The organism is Mariprofundus erugo (assembly GCF_005818865.1).
In the GTDB taxonomy this organism is placed as follows: domain Bacteria; phylum Pseudomonadota; class Zetaproteobacteria; order Mariprofundales; family Mariprofundaceae; genus Mariprofundus; species Mariprofundus erugo.
Map to the genome: position 1 here is coordinate 148,538 of NZ_VBRY01000006.1, position 22,453 is coordinate 170,990.

At 56.3% G+C, this 22,453-nt stretch carries 22 protein-coding genes; 18 read left to right on the forward strand and 4 right to left on the reverse strand.

The window, feature by feature from the left end:
* Positions 1-3: 3 nt before the first annotated feature.
* The 3 genes from FEF65_RS07700 to FEF65_RS07710 all read right to left on the reverse strand — a co-directional run bounded on the left by FEF65_RS07700 (position 4) and on the right by FEF65_RS07710 (position 2,910).
* Complete coding sequence (locus FEF65_RS07700) at positions 4-669, reverse strand: general secretion pathway protein GspB (protein WP_138239219.1); 666 nt, start codon at positions 667-669, stop codon at positions 4-6.
* Positions 669-2,147, reverse strand: coding sequence for an ExeA family protein (locus tag FEF65_RS07705; RefSeq protein WP_202978245.1), 1,479 nt, complete (start codon positions 2,145-2,147; stop codon positions 669-671). Before FEF65_RS07705 ends, FEF65_RS07700 begins: the two co-directional genes overlap by 1 nt.
* Positions 2,148-2,289: 142 nt before the next feature.
* Positions 2,290-2,910, reverse strand: coding sequence for a LuxR C-terminal-related transcriptional regulator (locus FEF65_RS07710; RefSeq protein ID WP_161595207.1), 621 nt, complete (start codon positions 2,908-2,910; stop codon positions 2,290-2,292).
* Positions 2,911-3,226: 316 nt separating this feature from the next.
* Here FEF65_RS07710 and FEF65_RS07715 point away from each other — a divergent pair, with 316 nt between their 5' ends.
* From FEF65_RS07715 to FEF65_RS07790, 16 genes are all read left to right on the forward strand, one after another.
* Positions 3,227-4,042, forward strand: coding sequence for a type II secretion system protein N (locus FEF65_RS07715; protein ID WP_238701261.1), 816 nt, complete (start codon positions 3,227-3,229; stop codon positions 4,040-4,042).
* A 24-nt stretch (positions 4,043-4,066) separates the two neighbouring features.
* Positions 4,067-6,067 (forward strand): type II secretion system secretin GspD, encoded by a 2,001-nt coding sequence (gene gspD / locus FEF65_RS07720; RefSeq protein WP_202978246.1) that lies wholly within the window; start codon positions 4,067-4,069, stop codon positions 6,065-6,067.
* Positions 6,067-7,608 carry a type II secretion system ATPase GspE gene (gspE, locus tag FEF65_RS07725; RefSeq protein ID WP_138239223.1) on the forward strand — a complete coding sequence of 514 codons (1,542 nt, stop codon included), beginning with the start codon at positions 6,067-6,069 and terminating at the stop codon, positions 7,606-7,608. The genes gspD and gspE overlap by 1 nt, the downstream gene beginning before the upstream one ends.
* Positions 7,609-7,636: 28 nt before the next feature.
* A complete protein-coding gene (locus FEF65_RS07730) occupies positions 7,637-8,851 on the forward strand; it encodes a type II secretion system F family protein (protein WP_138239224.1) in 1,215 nt (404 codons plus the stop codon).
* Positions 8,848-9,495 carry a hypothetical protein gene (locus FEF65_RS07735; protein ID WP_138261021.1) on the forward strand — a complete coding sequence of 216 codons (648 nt, stop codon included), beginning with the start codon at positions 8,848-8,850 and terminating at the stop codon, positions 9,493-9,495. Before FEF65_RS07730 ends, FEF65_RS07735 begins: the two co-directional genes overlap by 4 nt.
* Positions 9,489-9,839 carry a membrane protein insertion efficiency factor YidD gene (yidD, locus tag FEF65_RS07740; RefSeq protein ID WP_138239226.1) on the forward strand — a complete coding sequence of 117 codons (351 nt, stop codon included), beginning with the start codon at positions 9,489-9,491 and terminating at the stop codon, positions 9,837-9,839. Before FEF65_RS07735 ends, yidD begins: the two co-directional genes overlap by 7 nt.
* A 112-nt stretch (positions 9,840-9,951) precedes the next feature.
* On the forward strand, positions 9,952-10,584 hold the full coding sequence (locus FEF65_RS07745) for an outer membrane beta-barrel protein (RefSeq protein ID WP_138239227.1): 633 nt from the start codon (positions 9,952-9,954) through the stop codon (positions 10,582-10,584).
* A gap of 39 nt (positions 10,585-10,623) precedes the next feature.
* On the forward strand, positions 10,624-14,511 hold the full coding sequence (locus FEF65_RS07750; protein ID WP_138239228.1) for an HYR domain-containing protein: 3,888 nt from the start codon (positions 10,624-10,626) through the stop codon (positions 14,509-14,511).
* Positions 14,511-14,918 (forward strand): type II secretion system major pseudopilin GspG, encoded by a 408-nt coding sequence (gene gspG / locus FEF65_RS07755; protein WP_138239229.1) that lies wholly within the window; start codon positions 14,511-14,513, stop codon positions 14,916-14,918. The genes FEF65_RS07750 and gspG overlap by 1 nt, the downstream gene beginning before the upstream one ends.
* Positions 14,919-14,940: 22 nt before the next feature.
* On the forward strand, positions 14,941-15,471 hold the full coding sequence (locus tag FEF65_RS07760; RefSeq protein WP_161595208.1) for a GspH/FimT family pseudopilin: 531 nt from the start codon (positions 14,941-14,943) through the stop codon (positions 15,469-15,471).
* Positions 15,468-15,836 (forward strand): type II secretion system minor pseudopilin GspI, encoded by a 369-nt coding sequence (gspI, locus tag FEF65_RS07765; protein WP_138239231.1) that lies wholly within the window; start codon positions 15,468-15,470, stop codon positions 15,834-15,836. Before FEF65_RS07760 ends, gspI begins: the two co-directional genes overlap by 4 nt.
* 2 nt (positions 15,837-15,838) lie before the next feature.
* Positions 15,839-16,477 (forward strand): PulJ/GspJ family protein, encoded by a 639-nt coding sequence (locus FEF65_RS07770; RefSeq protein ID WP_138239232.1) that lies wholly within the window; start codon positions 15,839-15,841, stop codon positions 16,475-16,477.
* A complete protein-coding gene (gene gspK / locus FEF65_RS07775) occupies positions 16,474-17,409 on the forward strand; it encodes a type II secretion system minor pseudopilin GspK (protein WP_202978247.1) in 936 nt (311 codons plus the stop codon). Before FEF65_RS07770 ends, gspK begins: the two co-directional genes overlap by 4 nt.
* Positions 17,406-18,725 (forward strand): GspL/Epsl periplasmic domain-containing protein, encoded by a 1,320-nt coding sequence (locus FEF65_RS07780; protein ID WP_138239233.1) that lies wholly within the window; start codon positions 17,406-17,408, stop codon positions 18,723-18,725. The genes gspK and FEF65_RS07780 overlap by 4 nt, the downstream gene beginning before the upstream one ends.
* Entirely contained in the window at positions 18,722-19,282 is a 561-nt protein-coding gene (gene gspM, locus FEF65_RS07785; RefSeq protein WP_161595210.1) for a type II secretion system protein GspM, read from the forward strand. The genes FEF65_RS07780 and gspM overlap by 4 nt, the downstream gene beginning before the upstream one ends.
* Positions 19,279-20,118: a hypothetical protein gene (locus tag FEF65_RS07790; RefSeq protein WP_138239235.1), complete on the forward strand. Its 840-nt coding sequence runs from the start codon at positions 19,279-19,281 to the stop codon at positions 20,116-20,118. The genes gspM and FEF65_RS07790 overlap by 4 nt, the downstream gene beginning before the upstream one ends.
* Here the strand turns inward: FEF65_RS07790 and FEF65_RS07795 are convergent.
* A complete protein-coding gene (locus FEF65_RS07795; protein ID WP_138239236.1) occupies positions 20,115-20,645 on the reverse strand; it encodes a DNA-deoxyinosine glycosylase in 531 nt (176 codons plus the stop codon). The genes FEF65_RS07790 and FEF65_RS07795 overlap by 4 nt on opposite strands.
* A 157-nt stretch (positions 20,646-20,802) precedes the next feature.
* Between FEF65_RS07795 and FEF65_RS07800 the strand changes: the two genes are divergently transcribed.
* Together FEF65_RS07800 and rraA are read left to right on the forward strand one after the other, a co-directional pair.
* Positions 20,803-21,798: a phosphotransferase gene (locus FEF65_RS07800; protein WP_138239237.1), complete on the forward strand. Its 996-nt coding sequence runs from the start codon at positions 20,803-20,805 to the stop codon at positions 21,796-21,798.
* Positions 21,788-22,267, forward strand: coding sequence for a ribonuclease E activity regulator RraA (gene rraA / locus FEF65_RS07805; RefSeq protein WP_138239238.1), 480 nt, complete (start codon positions 21,788-21,790; stop codon positions 22,265-22,267). Before FEF65_RS07800 ends, rraA begins: the two co-directional genes overlap by 11 nt.
* Positions 22,268-22,453 lie beyond the last annotated feature (186 nt).

The following is a 22,453-nucleotide window of genomic DNA, read 5'->3' on the forward strand; positions in this document are numbered from 1 at the left end:
TCCTTAATCGAAGGTGGCGATGTGGAAAGCGGTGCCGCCATGGCTCAGTATCACACCATCTTCCGTAATCTCCTCAAGTATCAAGCGATCACCACAGGGCTGCTTCTCCCTGCAAAGCTGACCGTTAATGATTACCATCCGCTTGTCAGGCTCTGCATCAAAAATGTGTCCTTCGATCCGGATCGCCGGAAGTTTATCCTGCTCGCTGGCGGGTAGCTCCGAGCGTTCAGGGATGTTGGTGCCGCGATCGATCTGCTGTAACGGTTCAATGTCAGAGCGGTCGGGTGGCGCCGGAATTTGATGTTGCTGTACCGGTACCACCGGTTCCTGTGTTTGATCTGTCAGGTTGTCCGTGTGCGCAGCTTCTGTCTGCTCAGCTGTTTCAACCGGTGTCTCTATCCGTCGATGGTGCCATGGTTGTGGCGGAGGTGTGATGGTGGCGGCAGTCGTTGCGGTCGGGTGTGGGGTAGCCGGTTGTTCGGGCAGCTCTGGTGCAGGCCGGCTTAGCCAGATGAGCAGTATGACACTGCTGCAAGCCAGTATCAGCCATATAGCCGTGGTATAGGGTGAGCGGTGGCCGGGCGCATGGGAGTGAATGCCGGCAGCTTCGGGGCTCTGTGTGCTTCTTTTTTCATCCGACTTTTTCAGTGCATCAAGGATATAGGACATTAGCGCTGTCCATCGCTGTCGGGGCGAAGGTGAGGTGCTGGCCTGTGTGCACCCGGGGAGTGCCAGATCACGGTGAACTCACCTGACCAGTATTGATGCAGCTCATCCGCCGGAATGTCCCATTCATCCTGGCCAAGTCGTAATGTGATCTGCCGGTCCTGAATGCTGACGAGCGCAAAGAAGGCGGTGGTTGGGCCGCTGGTCAGTGGCAGTACCGCCGGCAGGTTCAGTTTCTGCACATCATGGAGGTCGCCATGGCTGTGAATACAGTGGTAACGGCTTGCTTCAAGGGTCGTACAGATATTTTTGCCCTGAATCAGCCTGAGCGCAGGGTCCCAAAGTTCGACAAGGGTTTGCCATGCGGAGAACTCACTGTTGCTGGTATCGAGCTGGCCCCATGGTGGTGGCGCCGCAGCTTTCTCCTTATGGACAGGTGGTGCATCCATCTCCCGGGTGGAGTGCTCTATGGGCGGGAACGATGCGCCGGCTGAAGGCGTCGCGACCGCATGGATGGGTAATGGGCTCTTTTGCCATGACTGCATGGTAAATATCGCCAGTGCCAGCAACGGTATGGTGATCGCGGCAAGAGTGATGCGCCATCGTTTGCTGTTTCTGATTTCATCCTCGCCGGCGACTTCACGGCAGGCCTGGCGGATATGCTCAGGCGTAGCTGTGGTCTGGTTCCGGGCATAAAGTCCGAGCATGGCGCGATTGCAGATCAGGTTGATCAGGCGAGGGATGCCGTGGCTGCCGCGATAAATGAGTTTGATGGCGCGGCTGTTGAAAATCGGGCTCTCACATCCGGCCACTTTCAGGCGGTGGCGGATATATGCGCCGGTTTCATCGAGATTCAGCGGGTTTAAATGGAAGCGGGCGGTGATGCGCTGTGACAGCTGGCGCAGTTCATGGCGCGCCAGCATGGTTTTGAGTTCCGGTTGCCCGAATAGCGCGATCTGCAGCAGCTTGCGCTGATCTGTTTCGAGATTGGTGAGCAGGCGCAGTTGTTCGAGCACCTCGACAGAAAGCGTCTGCGCCTCATCGATCATCAGGACGGTGTTTTTTCCTTCGGCATGGGTCTGTATCAGTTTTGCACTGATCAGATCGGTGAACTGCTTGATATCAGTGCTTCCCGGTGTGTAATGGATGGAGAGCTCGTCGCAAAGCGTGGCAAGCAGCTCTTTAACCGAAAGTTTCGGGTTAACAATCCAGGCATAGTCGATGTTTTTAGGTCCGTTACTCAGCAGGCGCCGGCTCAGGGTTGTTTTGCCCGTGCCCACCTCTCCTGTCAGCAGAACAATGCCACCTTCTCCCTGTAAGCCGTAAAGCAGATGGGCCAGCGCATCCTGGTGTCGCGGGCTCATGAACAGATAGCGGGGGTCGGGGGCGATGGAGAAGGGCATCTCCCGCAAGCCAAAGTGCTGAAGGTACATCGCTAGCAGGCTGCCACAGCGCGTCTGCTTTGCTGATGCCGCCGACATGCAGAGAGTGGATGCTGTGCATATGTGAAACGTGGGTTGTTCAAAGCTACCTCGCGATCTGGCTGCAGGGGAAACATAGCTGCAACAGGCTATATTCCGCGAGGATTATTTTTATGGCTGACAGCAGGTAGACGGTATCTGCCTAATTGAATGCCTGAATCAGGTTATGACGCATGGCCATGCGTAGCAGCTCCACCATGTTTTTAACGCCCAGCTTGCTCATGATATGGGTATGATGGTTGGCCACTGTTTTCTGACTGATGTGAAGATTTTCGGCAATGCAGCCGCTATTGGCGCCGCTTAAAATCATATGCAGCACAGCTTGCTCTCTGGGGGAGAGTGAATCAAAGGGGTTGCTCGTATGCCGGTAGGGTGTTTCCGAAATGGTCTGTGCCAGCCAGGGTTCGATAAATGAGCCGCCCTCTGCGATGGTACGGACCGCCTTCCTGAGAATATGGCCTGGAATATCAAGCGAGACCACGCCTTTGGCGCCGATTCTGATAGCCTCTCCGGTGAGGGAGGCCTGCTCCTTGCGTATGATAAGCAGTACGCGAGCCTCGGCAAACCGGCGTACGATCTGGCTGAGGCAATGAAGAGAGCCGGCACTGCCGGTATGCGTACCAACGACGATAATATCGCAACCGGACTGATAACATGTATGATTACAGCCATTGTCACACCGGGCCGGTGGCAGCACGGCCATATCCGGATCCATGTGCAGCAGGCAGACGATTCCTTCACGAATCAGATTTTGCTCATTCATCACTTGAATGTGTATGGTCATTTTTCTGATATCCGGCAGGTCAGGGTGTATCTTTTGTATTGGATGCAGAGAAAAGCGTGAAAATGGTCCTGTTCCTCCTGTGGGTGACTGTCTGGTTCAAATACCTGACAATATAGCTCAGATATTTCAGAGTGATAACTTTTTTGTCAGTGAGGTGTTCGTTCGCCATGCTGCTTGCATGTAAAAAGACGATGGCGGGTGATCAGCGCATGTCATTCATTCTGTCAGGTAGTCAATTGGATTGCAGCTGTTAAACTCGCCACATCTTATTTTGACGGGAGGCCGCTTGGCGCAGATGCAGAACTATGTTGGCAGGCTGACCATGCCGACAGAGCTTGTGCTCGTTGTCATCATGGCCTGGATGGTGGCTGGCTGGCTGATGCCGGCGCCTCAGCCGGAGCAGATCCTGCAATCGCAAGCACAACAACCTGTCGCGGTTGCATTGCCTGATATGGCTGCAATGATGGCCATTCCCTTGTTCGGCACCCCTGTAGTGAAAAAAGAGATGGCGAAACCTGTGGCTGTATCCGCACCGGTGGTCCGCAGCCCGTTGCAAATCAGCCTGTTGGGTACGGTGGTGGCGGGCGATGCCTCAGCCGCCATTGTCCGGCTGGGATCCGGCGGGGAGAAGGCGTTTGTGATCGGCAGTGTGATTCAGCCGGGAGTGGTGCTGAAGCAGGTGGAGGCAACCTCCATCGTGATTGATCACAGTGGTCGCATGGAACAGATCAGTATGCCCAGGTCAGCACTGCCATCGCAGTTTGTTGCGAGTGAAGGGGCGCCGGCCAAACAGGAAAACCGGCTGATGAGTCGCGCACAACTGCAGCAGCAGATGCAGGATTTGCCGACATTGCTGACTCAGGCAAGATTGGCTCCGGCCGCCGGCAATGGGCCGATGGGTGGATTTGTGATCAGCGATATTGTTCCCGGTTCCCTGTTTCAACTGGCCGGGCTACAGAATGGTGATGTGCTTCATAAGGTGAACGGGCAGCTGCTTGATAATCCATCGCAGGCCATGCAGCTGTATCAGAGCTTGCAAAATACCCCATCCATCGATGTTGAGCTGACGCGCGCGGGACAACTGCAGCGTGTGCACTATGATATTCGCTGAGACGGGCTGAACAGGATGAATGATGTGACGAATAGTGAAAAAGGATTGAACATCAGGTGGTTGGCCTGCCTGATTGGTCTGATCTGTTGGTGCCAGATTCAGACGGTGTCGGCCAGAGAGATCACGCTCAACTTCAAGGATGCGGATATTGGTGCATTTATTGAGTTTGTTGCCGGCTTTTCTGGCAAAAACTTCCTTGTTGATAACCGCGTGAAGGGAAAGGTGACAATTATTTCCCCGACGCCGATTTCCGAAGCGCGTGCATATGAGGTGTTCGAGTCGGTGCTGGAAGTGAATGGTTTTGCCACCGTGCCCAGCGGACCGGTGATCAAGATTGTGCCGCGTGCTGAAAGCAAACAGATGTCATTGCCGATCAAACTGGCCGGTGCCAACAGTGGCGAAGGTGACGCGATGGTGACGCAGGTTATCCGTCTGCAATATGCCGATGCCCAGCAGTTACAGGCGCTCATTCGTCCGCTGATTTCCCCGAACAGTCATCTGGTCGCTTATCCGCGCGGCAACATGATGCTGCTCACCGATAGTGCCAGCAACATTCAGCGCATCCAGAAAATTCTGCAGTTGCTCGATCGCAAGGATGCGGTGGGCGTACAGTTGTTCAAGTTGCAGCATGCCTCGGCAGATAAATTGGCGACGACCATCTCAACCCTCTATGGCGCGGCCGCCGGTCAGTCGCCGGATGCTGTCAAAGCCATTGCCCATCAACCGGGCAATATATTGATCATTGTTGCCGCACCGCAGATTATCAATGAGGTGGCCTCCGTGGTTGAGCGTCTGGATGTGGCACCTGAGGCGGATAGCGGTCGCCTGCAGGTCCGTTACCTGAAAAATGCCAATGCAGTGGATGTGGCAAAGGTATTGACCAGTCTTGTCGGGACTCAGGGTGGCGGCGGAGCAGCGGCCGGGCAGGGGAAGGCGCTGTTTTCAGGTGATGTAAAGGTGGTGGCGGATGATGCAACCAATGCCCTGCTGATTACGGCCGACTCCAGTGATATGAGCGCCATTGGTGGTATTGTTGACCGCCTGGATGTGAGGCGTCGACAGGTGTTGGTGGAGGCGCTGATTGTTGAGGTCAGTGGCAACGCGACCCAGCGGTTCGGTGTTGAGTGGATGGCATCCGGTGGTATGGGGGCCGGTGTGCAGAACTTCAAAAATATGCAGGCGATCGGTGGTGCAATGGCTGCCAATGTCAACGCGGCCGCACCTGTGGCGCCGGCCGCAGCACTGACAGGAGCAGCTCCGACCGGATTGACACTCGGGGTGGTGAACAAGGCATTGTCAATCGGGGCACTGGTGCATGCGATGCAGTCGGATAATGATGCCAATGTTTTATCCACTCCCAACCTGCTGACCATGGATAATGAAGAAGCCGAGATCGTTGTCGGCCAGAATGTGCCGTTTGTGACCGGCGGCTACGCTCAGGCGGCAGCAACAGCGACAGGTGGTGGCATTAATCCGTTTCAGACGATCGAACGCAAGGATGTGGGGCTGACATTACGGGTGAAGCCACAGATCTCCGAAGGCGATACGGTGCGGCTGGAGATTTACCAGGAGATTTCCAGTGTGGTTCCTGCTGCCAACAATGCAACCGGTGCGACCGATATTGTTACCAATAAACGTTCGATCAAAACGGTGGTGCTGGCCAATGATGCCCAGATGATCGTGCTGGGCGGGCTGATGCGGGATGATAAATCGGCTACCGTGCAGCATGTGCCGTGTGTGGGTGCCCTGCCGCTGGTGGGGGAGCCGTTTAAATTTACCGAAAATCTGAAGACGAAAACCAATCTGATGGTGTTTCTCAAGCCGCATATCATCAAGGGAACCAGTCAGATCGATTCACTGACCAATGTGAAATATCGTGATATCAGAGGTCTTTATGAGAAGCCGGTCGAGGGGGGGACGATTCTTTTCCCCAGGGATGTGAAGGCGCTGCCTGAGTCACTGAAGCCCGCACCTCTACCAACCGTGATCCCTGCAAACAGTGCGCCGGCGGCAGCAGTCCCCTGATGTTACAGCTGACACGCTTGACGAGTGATCAGGTGGATGCGCAGCGGGTGGCTGCCTTTACGCTGCCCGTTTTGCGCAGTGGTCCATTGCTGCCGTTAAAGCCACTGCAGGGGCTTGCCAATCCTGTGGCTGTGGCTGTGGATGCGCCATGGCCGTGGGAGTTACTGGATGATTGCCGTCGCCTGTTCGGCGTTGAGGTGCAGCCGGTTTATCTTCCCAGAGAGGCAATTCTGATTGCTTTGAATCAGGCCTTCGATATGGCTTCCGCATCAGCCGAGCAGATGATGGAGGATCTGGGGATCGATGAGCTCAGTCGCGAGATTGAAGAGGTCGGAGATCTGCTTGAATCCGAAGATGATGCGCCGGTCATACGACTGGTCAACACCCTGCTCTCGCAGGCGTTGAAAGAGCGGGCCAGTGATATTCACATCGAGCCATTTGAGTCGCGAGTGCTGGTCCGTTTTCGTGTGGATGGCGTATTGCATACCATCGTCCATCCGCCCAAAGCGGTGCAGGCGGCTCTGACCTCCCGCATCAAGGTGATGGCCGGTCTTGATATTGCTGAAAAAAGGCATCCGCAGGATGGACGTTTCCGGGTAAAGATCGCCGGACGGGAAGTGGATGTGCGTGTTTCGCTGCTGCCGACAGCTTATGGTGAGCGTGTGGTGATGCGATTGCTGGATCGTGGTGCAAAGATGCTGACCCTTGCCGAGCTTGGTATGAGTCCGGCTCAGTTGCAGACGATGCAGGAGGTGATTGGGCTGCCGCATGGCATTGTGCTGGTAACGGGGCCGACAGGATCGGGCAAGAGTACCACGCTTTATGCCGCTCTGATGCAGGTGGATCGCATCAACCGAAATGTGATGACCATTGAGGATCCCATCGAATATCAGATTGAGGGTGTGGGGCAGATGCAGGTGCAGCCGAAAATCGGCGTCAGTTTTGCCGCCGGTTTGCGCTCGATTCTGCGTCAGGATCCCGATATTGTGATGATCGGTGAAATTCGTGATCTGGAGACCGCTGAAATTGCCATTCAGGCATCGCTGACCGGCCACCTGGTGTTTGCCACCCTGCACACCAATGATGCGCTCTCGGCCATTGTTCGTCTGCAGGATATGGGGGTGGAGCCCTATCTGGTTGCTTCCTCGCTGACCATGGTGCAGGCCCAGCGCCTTGTCCGCCGACTTTGTCCGCACTGCTGTACGCCGCGTCATCCGACAGCGGATGACTGGCGTTTGCTGGAGAGTAATCCGGAAGACTATGCCCATGTTGAGCAGGTGTATGCAGCCGTTGGTTGTGATCACTGCATGGGCACGGGCTATATTGGCCGGGTTGCGATTTATGAGATTACCCGTATTTCCGATGCCATGCGCAACCTGATTCATGATGGCAAGGGACTGCCTGCGATGCGCCGTCTGGCTCGCGCCGAAGCGATGGTGACGCTGCGTCATGACGGGGCTCGCCATGTGGCCAATGGTGTGACCACGATCGATGAGGTCTTGCGCGTGAGTCTCGAAGATATGCTGGTGGTTGAGGTGTGAGAGTGATGGCTCGCACCGTGAAGTTACCATGAGCCTGTTCAGTTATGAGGCGATCGATGCCACCGGCAGGCGCAAAAAAGGTGAGATTGAAGCTGATTCGGAGCGCTCTGCCCGCCAGCAGCTGAAATCAGCCGGGCTGGTTGTACGTCAGCTGCAGGTCGGCGAGTCACGGACAGCCAGGAGCAGGAAGTCGGCTGGCAGGCATGCTGTTTCCCACCTCAGTGGTGCAGATACGGTACTGTTTCTGCAACAGCTGGCGACATTGAGTGCCGCAGGCATGCCGCTGGTGGAGGCGCTGGCTGCCATTGCCGCAGGCATGGACCGGCGCAAAGCGCGCTCTGCGATGGTCACCATCAGGCAATCGGTGCTGGAAGGGGGCTCCCTGGCAGAGGCACTGCGTGATCAGCATATGGATGAGATTGTCTGTAATATGATCGCAGCCGGCGAAGAGACCGGGCAGCTGGAAGTCGTGGCGACCCGTTTGGCGGAGTTGCTGGAGCATCGTCAGGCGCTGCAGCAGGAGCTTTTGTCAGCCACCCTTTACCCGGCCATTATTCTCGGTTTTGGCATGCTGGTGATGCTGTTTTTGATGGCGGTGGTGATCCCGCAGGTCATTACGGTGTTTGAACGGGCTGGCGGCCATTTACCCTTGCTGACCAAAATCGTGATTGCCGCATCCGATTTTTTGCGCGCCTATGGTGGCTGGCTTTTTCTGACCGTGGCAGGAGCGCTGCTGGCTTATCGTGTGTCGATGCGGCAGCCCTTCTTGCGTCGTCAGCGTGACCTGATATTGCTGCGGCTACCGGGCGTCGGTCATTTGCTTGCACGCATCGAAACGGCGCGATTCTGCCACACGCTGGGTATGCTGCTGACCGGTGGCGTGCCGGTACTGGCGGCCATCCATATTGCCAACCAGAACTGGTCACTGTTGCCATTGCGGGAGCTTGGCCAGGTGGCGCGAGAGAGTCTGCGCGAAGGCGGGGCATTGTCCGATGCGCTGGCGAAAGGGGGGATGGTTCCCCATCTTGCCATACAGTTGCTGGCGGTCGGTGAGCAGAGTGGTCGTCTTGATGCAATGTTGTTAAGGGTTGCCGAACATTTCGAGCGCGAGGTGTCGCGTGGACTAAAGCGTATGTTGACCATTGCTGAACCGATGCTTGTTTTGCTGATGGCCATTGGCGTCGGGGCGATGGCGATGGCGATATTGTTGCCGATTGCCGAAATGAACGAGCTGGTCCGGTGATGCGCAGCACCTGCTGGCTGGTGCTTGCGCTGGTGCTTGCTTGCCTGATCCGGGTGGTGCCTGTGTATGCATCGGCGGCGACAGTCTGGCAGCAGGCCATGGAGCAGGCGGCTGCGGGACACGATGCGGAGGCGATTGCCCGATTGAGCGGAGCGCTGTCGATGATGTCGGCATCGGCGGATGATCTGTGGTATGAACGTATGCAGGTCGCTGTCATGCTGCTCAAGCATCGTCGCCAGCAGCTGGTGACGATGTCGCTGGCTGATACCGTTTCCCCGCAATGGATCGAGGTGCGGCTGATGCAGCAATATATGCAGTTGCATCCTCTGCCGGAAAAAGAGCATACAGGTATGATCACGCTGCTCGCCACCCTTGTGCCCGGTGCCGGGCATGCATGGCTGGGGCGCTGGCACGATGCCGGCGTTGCCTTCATGCTGGTGGTGCCGATGCTTGTCCTCACGTTATGGGCCGGGCGTAGAAAAATGGGGCCGGTCACACTGTTTTTTACGCTGATTACACTCTGGTTGTGGTCGGGAACCATCTTTTCAGCCATTTCTCTGGCCGAGCGGGGAGGGGCTGAAGCATATCTGCTCTGGTGGCAGGGGATCTGGCAGGCATCGGCACTGCCTGGCAGGCCATGGTAGGGTTAATCAGGTGGTACCTGCTGCTGGCATCATTGAGTCTGCTGTTGTCAGCGGGTTTGCGTGAATTTTCATTGCCGGCAATGGAACCTGCCCGTGTGATGATCGGCTTGTATCAGTATGTGCTGGGGCCGCTGGATGGTCGCAGTTGTCCGGCCTATCCTGTCTGTTCCGCCTATGCGGCGGAGTCACTGCATCGTTACGGTTTGCTGACAGGCTCATGGTTGATGCTGGATCGTCTGATTCATGAAGGCGACGATCTGAAGCATGGGCCGTGGGTGATGGTGGATGGTGAACGGCGTTTGTTTGATCCGCTTGAGCGCAATGCATTCTGGTTGGCCCGATAGCCGTCTCCGGGCTGTCGGTGGTTTTACGCTGGGGCCAGCTCGTGATAAGATTCGTCGCTTGTGTGGGAATGTCAGGTTTTGGCTGTGATAAGCAGGTAGTTAAGGGGTGATTATGACGAAAGTAGCCTTGTATTATTACGCCGGCATCGCCTTGATGCTTTTTACGACCGCGACGGTTGAGGCGCAGGAGGTCCGGGTTTATGCCGGTTTGGGGGCCGGAGCCTATTCGGTGAAGTATTCGGAAGAGGGCCCCAGCGGTGCTCTGTCAGTCAAAAAAAGTGCCTTGCCTTCAGGCATTATCAAGGTGGGGTTTGATTACAGTTACTGGGGGGCTGAGCTTCGTGCCGGTGCCATGCCGGGGGCCAGCGCCCAGTTTCCGGTCGGAACCAAGGGAAGTGCCCGGCCGTTTGGTGTGAGCGTGCAGGCCAGCCCCTTTGTCTCATACCTGGCCAAGATGCAGTACCCTGTCAGTAAATCATTCAATATATATGCGCTACTGGGGGGGACAGCGGCCACCTATAGTGTCAACCCGACAGGTACGGGCGTGACCTTTAACTCCAAAGTGACCAAAACAGGATTTACCTACGGTTTCGGTGCAGCCTACAGGCCGCGTCCATTGTTTGCCGTTGAGATGGAGTGGATTCAGTACTGGTCGGACGTAACACTGGCTCTCTCTACTGCCGGTCGTTCCAAGGCCTCGTTCGGTGGCTTTGGCCTTTCGTTCAGTCGCTCATTTGATTATTAACAGATTTAACAGGTATCGGGGTAAGGCCGGGTGAGGCATATGCGTTTAGTTTTATCACTGCTTATTATTATGGTATTGAGTGGTCCGGTGAAGTCATTTGCCGCCACCACGGTTGTTGCTGACTCTGTTGCGGCCAACCTGGTGAACCGTTTTGTTCAGAATGCGGCAGGTGTGTTTGTGTCGCTGCCGTCAGTGGTCGCAACCTCTGCCGCCAATCAGACGGGCCTTGTGAATAATACCAACCTGGGAAACGTGCAGATTGCACCGGCTCCGGCGGCGGCTACACCGGTTGTACTCGGGGCAACGGGTATTATGCTGACCACCGGTAATATCAGTGGCACCGGTAATAATCTTGCCACAGCCGGTGATGCCGATGTTGATGCCCAGCTTGCAGCCAATGCGGCGTTGTATGCAACCACCGGTACCTTTGATGCGTCGATGATTCAGTTTGATTTTACTGTGGCGGCAGGGGTCACTGCGGTGACCTTTGATCTGGTTTTTGCCAGTAACGAGGTGCCACTGGCGGTGAATCCGGATACAGCTGTAGTGATGGTGGATGGTGTCAACTATGCCAAGCTTTCCAATGGCCAGCTGTTAACGAATCAGACAGCCGGATTGCTGGTTGCAGCTCCCGGTGTTGTCACCGGTTATACCAATGCATCCCAGGTGCAAACTGTCACTGCCGTGCTTAATCCGGCTCTGGCTACCCACCGCATTAAAATTGCCATTGCCGATAATGTTGACGGGCTGGTGGATTCAGCTGTCATTGTCTCCAATCTGACGACCACTGTCAGTGCTCAGGGCGGCATGGGTGTTGGTGATATCTTCCCGCCGGTGATTACCCCGGGTGCCAATGTAGTGATGGAAGCGACGGCAACACTGACGCCGGTGAATCTCGGCGCTCCGGTCGTGACCGATAATGTGGACCTCAATCCGCGCGCGACGCCTGCCCCGGCAGGCCCTTATCCGGTCGGTGTGACGGTCGTGACATGGACCTCGACCGATGCGGCACTCAACGTCGGCACTGCGACACAAACGGTCACCATTACCGATACCACGCCACCGGTGATTACGCCGCCACCGGCCAATGGATTTTCAACCGCCAGCCCGACGATGAATGCCGATATCACCGCCTATCTTGCCACGGTGACGGCAACCGATCTGGTCGGTGTGGTCTTGCCTATTACCAATAATGCCCCGGCAGGTGGTTTCCCGATCGGTGCCACGACCGTGACATTTACTGCTGCTGACGCGGCCGGCAATATTGCGACAGCCACTACAGTGATTACCGTGACTGCCGCGACAGTGATTAACGAGATCAATGCTGCGGCGCTGGCAACCCGACTGACTCAGTTTGATCCTGCCATTACGGTTTCATTGCCCACTGCGGTGACTGTTGCCAATCAGACAGGGGTGATCAATACCACCAACCTGGGCACGCTGAATGTATTGCCTGCTCCGATTGCTCTGACATTGCCTCAAACCGGTATTGTGCTGACGACCGGAAATATTACCGGTACCGGTGGTAACCTTGCACCTCCGCTTGCCTTGCCGGGTGATGCGGATGTCAGTGCGGCACTTACGGCACACCCGTCGTTTAATACCACCGGTACCTTTGATGCTGCCAGCCTGCAGTTCTCTTTTACTGTACCGGCAGGCACGCCGTCGATCAGTCTGGATTTTATCTATGCCACCAATGAGGCGCTTGCCGGTGTTCCATTTCCGGATGCGGCGGTGATTATGGTCGATGGCATCAACCGGGGTGTATTTACCAATGGTCTGCTGCTCTCTAATCTCAACGGTGCTTTCCTGACCGCGACTGCGGGCACCCTGATCGGAGGCTATACCAATGTCTCCCAACTGCAGACGCTGACAGCCCAGCTGGATCCGCTACTGGCAACCCATACGATCAAGATCACCATTGCGGATAATAGCGATGCCCTGACCGATTCAGCGCTGGTGCTGTCCAATATGCGCGTATCAGCCAGTACGCAGAGCGGTATGGGCGTGGGCGATGTGTTTCCGCCGGTGATTACGCCCGCTGCCAATGTGACCATGGAGGCGACTGCAGCATTGACGCCGGTGAATCTCGGTCTGCCCATTGTGACCGATAATGTCGATCCGAATCCTGTGGCTACGCCATTGCCGCTGGGGCCATACCCGGTGGGTGTAACGCTGGTGACCTGGACCTCTACCGACGTGGCGCTGAATGTCGGTACAGCCATTCAGAGCGTCACCATTACCGATACCACGCCACCGGTGTTGACGGTGCCGGCCAATGCGACGTTTGCTGCCACAACGCCATCAGGTATTCCGGCCAGTAACGGTGCTGTAGCGACCATCCTGGGTTCAGCTACAGCGACAGATGCGGTCGGTGTGGCAACGATCAGCAATAATGCTCCGGCACTGTTTCCGGTGGGTACGACAACCGTAACCTATACCGCACGCGATGTGACAGGGCTTACCTCCACTGCCAGCATGAATATTGTCGTTACGCCATATGTTCCGGTCGGTGGTGTCGCCGTTGCCAATGGCGTGGACCAGATTCCGCCGGTGATCAAGCTGAATGGCTCCGTTGAGGATACGGTATTGCAAACCCCAGCGGCAGCTGCCTATGTGGATCCGGGCGCGACGGTGAAGGATAACTTTGACGGACCGGTTGTGCCGTCAGTGATTTTCGGCTTGCCGGCAATCGACACCTCCATCGTCGGTACGACGGTACTGACCTACACGGCAACCGATGCGGCAGGAAATAGCGCAAGTGTTTCCCGAATTGTGCATGTGGTCGCGGCAGTTCCGGGACGGGATGTGCTGCCTCCGGTTGTTACGCCACCACTGGATATTGTCGTGCCGGCGGTCACCTTTGCCGGCGTGCCAAAAGCAGATGCAAGTCTGGCTGCTTTCTTTGCCGGAGCGACCGCACTGGACAATATCGTTGGCGCGACGGCGGTGACCAATGATGCTCCGGCTGTGTTGCCGGTCGGTAAAACAGTGGTGACCTTCTCATCGGTTGATCCCGACGGTAATCGTGGTACCTCAACGGCGACCGTGTATGTCAGTGGCATCACGCCGAACATGGGCTCTGCTGCCGATGCCGATGGTGACTTCATTCCCGATGACTGGGAAATTGCCATGTTTACTGCGCCCGGTTTGACAGCGGCACAGATTCTGGCGGTGGCAGGGCCGGCCACCGACTTCGATCTTGACGGCATTCTTGATTCAGCCGAGCGCATCCTTGGTACCAATCCGAAACTGGCCAATACCAATCCGTCGGGTGCCGCCTCTGACCTTAACGATGTGGTATACAGCAACAGCCCCAGCGATAGTGACTCCGATGGTATTATCGATGCACTTGAGGATAACGTCAGCGCGCTTGATCCATCGGTTGTGACCGGAATTCCATCGATTAACGGGGCCAGCACGTTTTCCATCAACGCCAATGGCAATGCGGTTCAGTCGGTTGCAGTTACACTTGCCACCGGTGCGCCTGCTCCGGTCAATCAGGGACTTGGTACCCTTTCCTACAAGGTGCTGACAGCCGTCGGGGCAACCGTGACGGTGCGTATCAATTCAACCGTTCCCTTCGGTACCAATGGTCAATTCTACAAGCTTGATGCAGCCGGGAACTATACGCTGATCCCTGTTGCCTATGTGACAACGGTGGGGGCGAATACGATTGATCTGACTCTGACCGATGGCGGGCCGCTCGACCAGGATGGCGTGGCCAATGGCGTGATTGTCGATCCGATTGCATTCGGCAGTGCACCACAGCTTATTGGCGGAAATGGTGGTGCGAATAAGGCAGGTTGTGTCATTCAGCCATCCGCTTCCTTTGATCCGGTCTTTCCGCTGCTGATAGCGTTGGGCTTTTTGTTCCTGGGTTTGCATCGGCAGCGGCTGGTCAGTCGTCAGGAGGGGAATCATTGATGAAGTATCATGTGGAGCAACAGCGCGGATTTACACTGCTGGAGATTATGGTGGTGCTGGTCATTATTGGTGTGATGGCAGCGCTGATTGCGCCGCGATTTGTCGAGAGAGCCGATGAGGCGAAGGTTTCAGCTACCCGGGTACAGATGCAGAATATTGCCCAGGCGCTGAAGCTTTATCGTTTGCAGCATGGCAGTTACCCGCCATCGGGAGCTGGTTTGAATGCGCTGGTTACGGCAGGAAAGAACGGCAGCCGTTATCTGGATGCCCTTCCCAGGGATGCATGGGGGCGCGAGTTTGTTTATCTCTCGCCGGGCGTACATGGCGATTTTGATATTCTTTCATATGGTGCTGATGGCCAGGCCGGCGGCAGCGGATTCGATGCCGACATCGGCAACTGGGAATAACAGCTCCAGCCACATTGTTTGTATGATGGGGGGGGGGAGTCACAGGCATGCCGGCTTTACCCTGATCGAGATACTGCTTGTGATTGTGATCATGTCAGTGGTGACTGCGATGATTGCACCTTCATATTTCTCGGTTGCCGTACCGTCGCTAGAGCAGCAGGGGAGAAGGCTGGCGCAGCTGCTCAGGCTCGCAGCAGAGGAAACCGCGCTGGAAGGACGCCCCATGCGCTGGTCTGCGCGCGCACATGGTTACGGTTTTGAACGTATCGATGCTGCAGGTAGCTGGCTTCTGTTGCGCGATCATCCATTTGAATCCTTTTCATTGCCTGCCGGTATTTCCATTGCAGATGTGCAGCCGGTGGATGTGATGAATGCCGGCCAGTCGACTTCAAAGCGGGATGAGGAGCCTGTGTTTGCTCATCTGACGCTGATGCCCGAGGGCATTGTCGAGCCAGCCAGTATCGTGCTTGCTGACCGTGAGGGGAAACAGTTGACGATCGTATTGCGGCCGGGGCCAGCAGGTATTGCCCTTGATGACGGGCAGTTGCAGTGAAAAGAGAGCGGGGTTTTACCCTCATTGAGGCCATCGTTGCGCTGGGGATCGCGGCAACGGCACTGGTCATTCTGATGGGGCGACTGGGGGCATCCGCAGATATTCAGCGCAGACTGGCATTTCATGCGCTGGCACTGGATGTGGCCAGCAATGAACTGGCAAGCCAGATACTGGCGGTATCTGCGGGCGGTATGTCTCAAGCAGGCACTGAACAGAGTGGAAGTGTTGAGGTTGACGGGGTTTCATTAAGCTGGCGCAGCTGGACGGAGAAAACCATGCTGGATGGCTTTGTCAGACGCAATGTTGCCGTGAGTGCTCCGGGTGAAGAGGAGACGACCCTGTTTCTCTATCAGGAGATCCATTAACCGTGCCGTACTGCAGGCGAAGGGCCGAGACAATACGGGGCTTTACCCTGATTGAGGTGTTGATGGCGTTGACCATCTTTTCACTGATCGTGGTCATTGCCTATGGTGCGCTGGCAACTTCCGGTGATGGATTTCGTATGCTCAAGGATGTACGTGACAAGCTTGAGCAGAGTGGCTGGATTGGCCGGCAACTACGAGCTGATATGGATGCACTGGCCTGGCCACAGGCGGGCAGCTTTTCTGCTGCCGCCCCTGTTTATGTTCGTAAGCCGCCAGTGGCCATGACCCATGATAATCGCGGCAGCAGTGAATTCGATCAGCTCTGGTTACTGGTGGCCGAGCCGGGACAGGCGGGAATTTCGGAAGTTCATTACTATATTGATGAAAGTAAATATCATCTGATCCGGGAGTCGCGCTTGCTATGGGCGCGCAATGGTGTCGAGCCGGTTCGCTGGGATATGGGTGAGGCACACAGCTGTGCGGTAGAAGCAATGGGGCTTGATGGACAGTGGCAGCCGGAGTGGAAATCGATCAATCCGTTTGTCTGGCCGAAAGCTCTGCGCATTCGTATTTCAACTCAGGTTGATGGCAGTAACAGCCGGGAGTGGCTTCTTCCTTTGTTGTATGGTCGGCCCTTGTGAGTAAGCGGGAGAAGAGGGAAAGAGGGGCCGCCCTGATTATTGTACTGGGGCTGGTGGCATTGGTTGGTGCATGGGCCTCCTCAGCAGCCTTTGAGGATATGGTTTCGCTCAGGCGGGCAGAAAATATGCAGGATGCCATTCGTGCACAGCAGGGAAGTCGTTCGGCTCTGGCGTTGGCAGTAAAAGCACTCAGACAGGATGCGGCCAGGACGTCGATCGATGAGCCGGGAGAGCTGTGGGCAAGCCCCGTTCCCCCCTTTACCATCGATCAGGGAAGTGTTGCGCTGGTGATTACCGATGCCAACCGCCGCTTGAACCTGAACGACCTGGTGAATGATCAGGGCAAGTTGCAGATGGATGTATACGGGCGTCTGCGACGTCTGTTTGTGCGGACAGGGCTGGATGCCGGGCTGGTTGAAGCGCTGGCCGACTGGATGGATGCGGATGATCGCCCTGTAGGGGCATCGGGTGGGGAAGACAGCAGCTATATCGACAAGCCATACCGGGTAAAGAACGGACGACTGGATCGCTGGAGTGAACTGGCCATGATTCATGGCTTCACCCGCGATGTCATGAACAAGCTGGCCACCGTGGTGGTGGTGCGACCTGTTCCGCAGGGTGATATGACCCCGATCAATCTGAACACGGCCGATGTGAATGTATTGCGGGCAGTTTTTCCCTCCATGAAGCCAGCGGATGCCGATGCATTGATTGCCGGGCGGCCTTATCAGAGTACGTCGGAAGCACTGGCTAACCGCTCATGGTCTACTGGTGTAAACCCGGCGGACTTGAGTGTCACCAGTGATCTCTTTATCGTACGAACGGATGCCCGTTTCGGCAGGGCTCAACTGCGGGAGGAATATATGCTGATGCGTCAGGCGAATATGCTGACACTTCTTTCGCGTGAGCGTTTGAGCTGGGGTGATATGTGAGTGAGCGCGGGATAACGAGACTTGCGGTCAGCTTTGACGGTTCCGGCTGGTATGCTGCGGATCCGCTTGGCAATACCATGCCGTTGCCTGTCAGTGATGGCTGCTGGTTACCCGATCTCCCTGATGGCGCCAGTTGTGAACAGTTGCTGTTACCGGTCGAGCAATTGCTGGTGCGGGTGTTTTCGCTGCCGCTGACTTCGCCTCGTCTGATCGATGCAGGTATTCTCGGACAGGAGCTGGATGATCGTGCTGCGATTGATATCGATGCATGGTGGCTGGGCTGGCTGGCTGCATCCGGGGTACAGCAGGCAGAGTCGTTATCACCCCGGGTTGCGGGTATCGTGTTTGGGCTTCCGATAAGCTGGAAAGAGGAGATTGATGCTTCGCCCGCATGGCAGCAGGTCAGGGTGGTGGCCGCTGATGCAGCGCTTCGTCTGGGCCGGCACCTTAACCCTAAATCCGAACACGACAGTCAGTCGTGGGAGGCTGTTTTTGATGCGGATCAGGATGGTTTCTTTTTCGGTTTGTGGCGGGGAGATGCCTGTTATGGCATGCGCCGTGTGAACCGCAGTGGCGCTTATGCCGGATACCTGGCGGAAGAGGTGACGCGGTCATTGCAGGCGATGGCTGCAACAGAGGCGATGGTTTGTCATTTTTCAGGCCTGCTTGATGAGCCATTGCTGCACGCCCTGAGGCTGCCATCGTGGCATGGCCGGACTGAGTCGGAGGGGGATTTGCCGACAAGGCATCAGGCTAACCTGGCATCTGCAACGATTTCTTCCGATGCATCCCTGTCTGCGGCCACAAGGATGAACTTTCGTCATGGCCGTTGGGCAGCCAGCAAAGGAATTGCGTGGATCAGACCATGGTATCGGGCCTTGTCACTTGCCGGGATGCTGCTGCTGTTATGGCTTGCCGGACTGGGTTACCAGATTCACAGCCTCAACACCAACCTCGCCGCCACACAACAGCAGATTGTGCAGGCGTTTCACCAGGGGCTGCCGGATGAAAAGGTGATGATCGATGCACTGGCACAGCTGCGTCGGGCGGCAGGTTCTTCCGGAGAGGTTTCCCCTCTTACAGCGCGCTGGCTTCAGCAGGTTGCAGCCGTGCATCAGGTTTACAAGGCGACGTCATGGCAGATGGGGGAACTTGAGTGGCAGGATGGCGTGATGAAAATGTCGGGTAAGGCGGCCAATCTGCAGCTGCTCAATGTGATTCGGCAGTCCCTGCAGAAGCAGACAGGTCGTGATGTTAAACTGCTGGATACCGATCTGAGCGGCCAGCAGGTGACATTCAGGATGCAATGGCAATGAACAGACGGCTGAAGGAACTTCTCTCTGCTCGACTGGAGGCGCAATGGTTGCCGCTGCGCGAAAGGGTTGAAACTGATCTGCTTCCCCGTTTTCAGCAGCTGCAAAGCAGGGAGCGCTATCTGCTGCTGGCTGCCGCTTTCATTTTACCGTTGATGATGCTGATCTTTCTGCTGATATTGCCGATGCAGGACCGGATCACAGAGCTGAATCGATCGCTGAAGATCGCTCAGCAGCAGGCGGGAGAGGCCGAACGTCTTGCCCGTCAACTGGTTGCCGGTGGTGGCAGCAAGATGGCACCGGTCAATGTGCTCTCCGATGTGGAGCGGTTGGCGCGTGCCTCAAAAGTCCGCCAGTACATGACCCGTATTCGGCCGCAGAATATGCCTGATTCGCGCGGGCAGCGCCTGCTGATTGAACTTAAGGATGTACCGTACAACGATATGTTGCACTTTGTGGATGCCCTGGCTGGCGCCAGACTTGAATTGATCAATATGAAGGTGCAACCGGGCTCTTCGGCGGCACTTGTACAGGTTCAGTCATTGATCGGCACACGATGAGCCGCGCTGACGGAGCTGTGAGGCATGCCAGCGGATGGCAATTGCTGGCGCTGTTTGTGACGGCATTGCTGCTGTTTGTCGTTTGGCGCTGGCAGCCGGAGCCGTGGTTGCGCAGTACGATAGCCGAATCACTGCGCCCTTATCATATGACTCTGGAGTATCAGAAGCTGGAAACAGCCGGCCTGGCAATCAGGCTGGAGGGTGTGCGTATCAGCAGTGATTCCCTGCCGCTGCCTTTGCAGCTGGATTCCATCCGCCTTGCACCGGACTGGCTCTCCCTGCTACAGCTCAGGCCTGCTGCACATCTGACGCTGCTGTGGAACGGGGTCGACGTGCAGGCGACGCTTTCGCGATCTGATCAGGCAATAGAACTGGCTGATATGCATGCGAGTGCCGCAGCTGAAGCGTTATCGGCGCAATTTTCCGGGATGTTGCCGGTACAGCCCGGTGGTGAGTTGCAGCTCTCCGGCACATTGCAAATAGATCCGGTCAGCGGGCGCCCATTAAACGGTTCATTGCAAGGGATATGGCAGCAGGCGTCACTGCTGTTTCCGGGTGCAAAGGAGTCGCTCGGAAACTATACCCTGGCGCTTAAACATGATGGGCAGGGAAATAGCTGGCAATGGCAGCTGACCGGAGGGACCGCTGTTGTGCTTCATGGCACAGGTACACTCGCCATCCCGTCAAATCTGCCGCAGCAGTGGCAGCTGGCAGGTGATGTGGGGATAGTGGCCGGAGCCTCCGTTTCAGCGACGTTGCAGTCGATGCTGCAACAGCCGCTTCGTTTTTCACTGGCGGGCTCACTGATGGCACCGCGACTACAGCTTCAGCGCTAATCCTGATCATGCGGTGCTGATTGCAGAAGTGTCCTGATGCGCTGCCATTGCACCTGCTTTTCCTCCAGTCTCATTGAGGCATGAGCCGGACTGGTAGATGGAAGGTACAGGCAGGGGATATCGGCGAATGGCGGGGCCAGAGCGGGGCGAACCATGCGCCTGTACAGCTCGGCAGCCTTTTGTCCGTTAAATGCGATCCACTGTATGTGCGGATGAGAGCGGAAAAACAGGTTGAAATCATTGGCGATGACCGTGTGTTGCTGAATGGCTGCATCCAGACTCCCCGCTCTTTTGCACTGATGAGCAACATCCCACAGGGCAATCTCCTGATGGTGCAGCTGCTCCAGACGTGCGGGATACGGCAGTGACAGGTCGAAGCCGAACAGATTGGCCATGATCGGCCAGAAAGCGTTGCGTGGATGCGCATAATACTGTTGCTCATCGAGTGATTTTCGTCCCGGCATCGAGCCCAGAATCAGCACCCTGGCACTGGCATCAGCCGAGTATGGAAAGCCTGTTTCAAGCATGGCTCAAGCGTTGCAGGAGTGCAGGCAAACAGCAAGATTCATGCTGCTGGCAGCAAGGTCTGACGGAATATACGGCGTGCCGATATTTGCGGTTACTTTCTGCACCGGGGCCTCGCATCGGGAGTCGTGCGGTGACAGCGAAATCAGGAGAGGAAATATGAGCAGTTCATTGAATGATATCGTCAGAGAGGTCACCGGTGCATGCAGTGTGATCCGTGGCGAGGTGATCCAGTCGCTGTGGAGCGGTTATGGTGAAATTGTGCGCTATCGTCTGAGCGGGGCCGCCGCCGACAGTGCCGTGCTCAAACATGTCATATTTCCATCACAGGTGAATCATCCGCATGGCTGGCACAACGATCTTTCTCATCAACGCAAGGTGCGCTCGTATGAGGTTGAAATGGCCTGGTACCGGGATTGGGCCGGACGCTGTGATGCGTATTGCCGGGTGCCGCACTGTTACGCTTCAGTGACTCAGGGGGAGGAGCACCTGATCGTTTTGGAGGATCTGGATGCCGCCGGATTCCCGCTGAGGAAAAGCAGACTTGATCTTCAGGGGGTGCAGGCATGCCTGGTCTGGCTGGCAAATTTTCATGCCACTTTTATGGAGGAAAAGCCGGCCGGGCTCTGGCCTGTCGGTACCTACTGGCATTTGGCAACCCGGCCGGATGAACTTGCCGTGATGGCGGATGACAGCTTGCGTCGTGCCGCCCCGCGTATGGATGCCATGTTGGCGAATGCCCGTTATCAGACGCTGGTGCATGGTGATGCCAAGCTGGCCAATTTCTGTTTCTCGACTGATGGCAAAAAGGTGGCAGCGGTAGACTTTCAATATGTCGGAGGCGGTTGCGGCATGAAAGATGTCGCCTATTTTCTCGGTAGTTGCCTGAACGATCAGGGACACGAGCGGTATCAGGCATCACTGCTGGATTACTACTTTGCTGCACTGGCACAGGCAGTGGATCGCCATGGCAAGCAGCTGGATATGGCGTTACTGGAACAGGAGTGGCGCTCTCTTTTGCCGCTGGCACAGGCCGACTTTTACCGTTTTCTGGTTGGCTGGATGCCGACGCACTGGAAGATTAATGATTACAGCAAGCGTGTCGCCACGAAGGTTGCCATGCAGCTGAACCGGGAGGCATACGATGTGCTTTAAAACAACCGATCTGTATGACCAATATCTTGAAACAGTGCAGGTGGCGGCGCCTCTGTTTCGTGATTATGGTGGCAGACGCCGCTTCTCCGGTCAGATTGTGACTCTGAAGGCCTTCGAGGATAACACATATCTGAAGGCGGCATTCGAAACGGACGGCCGGGGTAAGGTGCTGGTGGTGGATAGTGGCGGCTCGTTACGCTGTGCGATGATGGGTGATGTCATGGCCTCACTGGCTGCGGAACATGGCTGGGAGGGGGTGATTATCCACGGTTGCATTCGCGATTCCGTGGATGTGGCGAAAGTCGATATCGGGGTGAAGGCGCTTGCCACCACGCCGCGCAAAACGGTGAAGCGGGGGCAGGGCACTTCCGGAATTCCGCTTGCATTTGCCGATGTGACCTTCAGGCCGGGAGAGTACCTTTATGCCGATGAGGACGGCATTGTCATTGCCTCTGTCGCATTGCTTTAGGGAGATGCTGATTGATTGCCCTCCTGGCAAAATCAGTTCGCAAAGACAAAATCGTGACAAAGAGGCAGGAAGCTGATTGGGCGGCCGTCCATGGCTCGCTCGGAAGCGCCGACACATCAGCGCTTCCTTAGGGCGACTGGTTTACAGGCTTGATGCCCCAGTGCTCCCGTCATCGGCAGCGCCGGG

Coding starts and splice junctions, on each gene's coding strand:
- rraA (WP_138239238.1), top strand. CDS start 21,788: ATGTGCTTTAAAACAACCGATCTGTATGACCAATATCTTGAAACAGTG.
- FEF65_RS07750 (WP_138239228.1), top strand. CDS start 10,624: ATGCGTTTAGTTTTATCACTGCTTATTATTATGGTATTGAGTGGTCCG.
- FEF65_RS07800 (WP_138239237.1), top strand. CDS start 20,803: ATGAGCAGTTCATTGAATGATATCGTCAGAGAGGTCACCGGTGCATGC.
- FEF65_RS07790 (WP_138239235.1), top strand. CDS start 19,279: ATGAGCCGCGCTGACGGAGCTGTGAGGCATGCCAGCGGATGGCAATTG.
- FEF65_RS07715 (WP_238701261.1), top strand. CDS start 3,227: ATGCAGAACTATGTTGGCAGGCTGACCATGCCGACAGAGCTTGTGCTC.
- gspG (WP_138239229.1), top strand. CDS start 14,511: ATGAAGTATCATGTGGAGCAACAGCGCGGATTTACACTGCTGGAGATT.
- FEF65_RS07795 (WP_138239236.1), bottom strand. CDS start 20,645: ATGCTTGAAACAGGCTTTCCATACTCGGCTGATGCCAGTGCCAGGGTG.
- yidD (WP_138239226.1), top strand. CDS start 9,489: ATGGTAGGGTTAATCAGGTGGTACCTGCTGCTGGCATCATTGAGTCTG.
- FEF65_RS07710 (WP_161595207.1), bottom strand. CDS start 2,910: ATGAATGAGCAAAATCTGATTCGTGAAGGAATCGTCTGCCTGCTGCAC.
- FEF65_RS07700 (WP_138239219.1), bottom strand. CDS start 669: ATGTCCTATATCCTTGATGCACTGAAAAAGTCGGATGAAAAAAGAAGC.
- FEF65_RS07745 (WP_138239227.1), top strand. CDS start 9,952: ATGACGAAAGTAGCCTTGTATTATTACGCCGGCATCGCCTTGATGCTT.
- FEF65_RS07705 (WP_202978245.1), bottom strand. CDS start 2,147: ATGTCGGCGGCATCAGCAAAGCAGACGCGCTGTGGCAGCCTGCTAGCG.
- FEF65_RS07730 (WP_138239224.1), top strand. CDS start 7,637: ATGAGCCTGTTCAGTTATGAGGCGATCGATGCCACCGGCAGGCGCAAA.
- FEF65_RS07760 (WP_161595208.1), top strand. CDS start 14,941: ATGATGGGGGGGGGGAGTCACAGGCATGCCGGCTTTACCCTGATCGAG.
- gspE (WP_138239223.1), top strand. CDS start 6,067: ATGTTACAGCTGACACGCTTGACGAGTGATCAGGTGGATGCGCAGCGG.
- gspM (WP_161595210.1), top strand. CDS start 18,722: ATGAACAGACGGCTGAAGGAACTTCTCTCTGCTCGACTGGAGGCGCAA.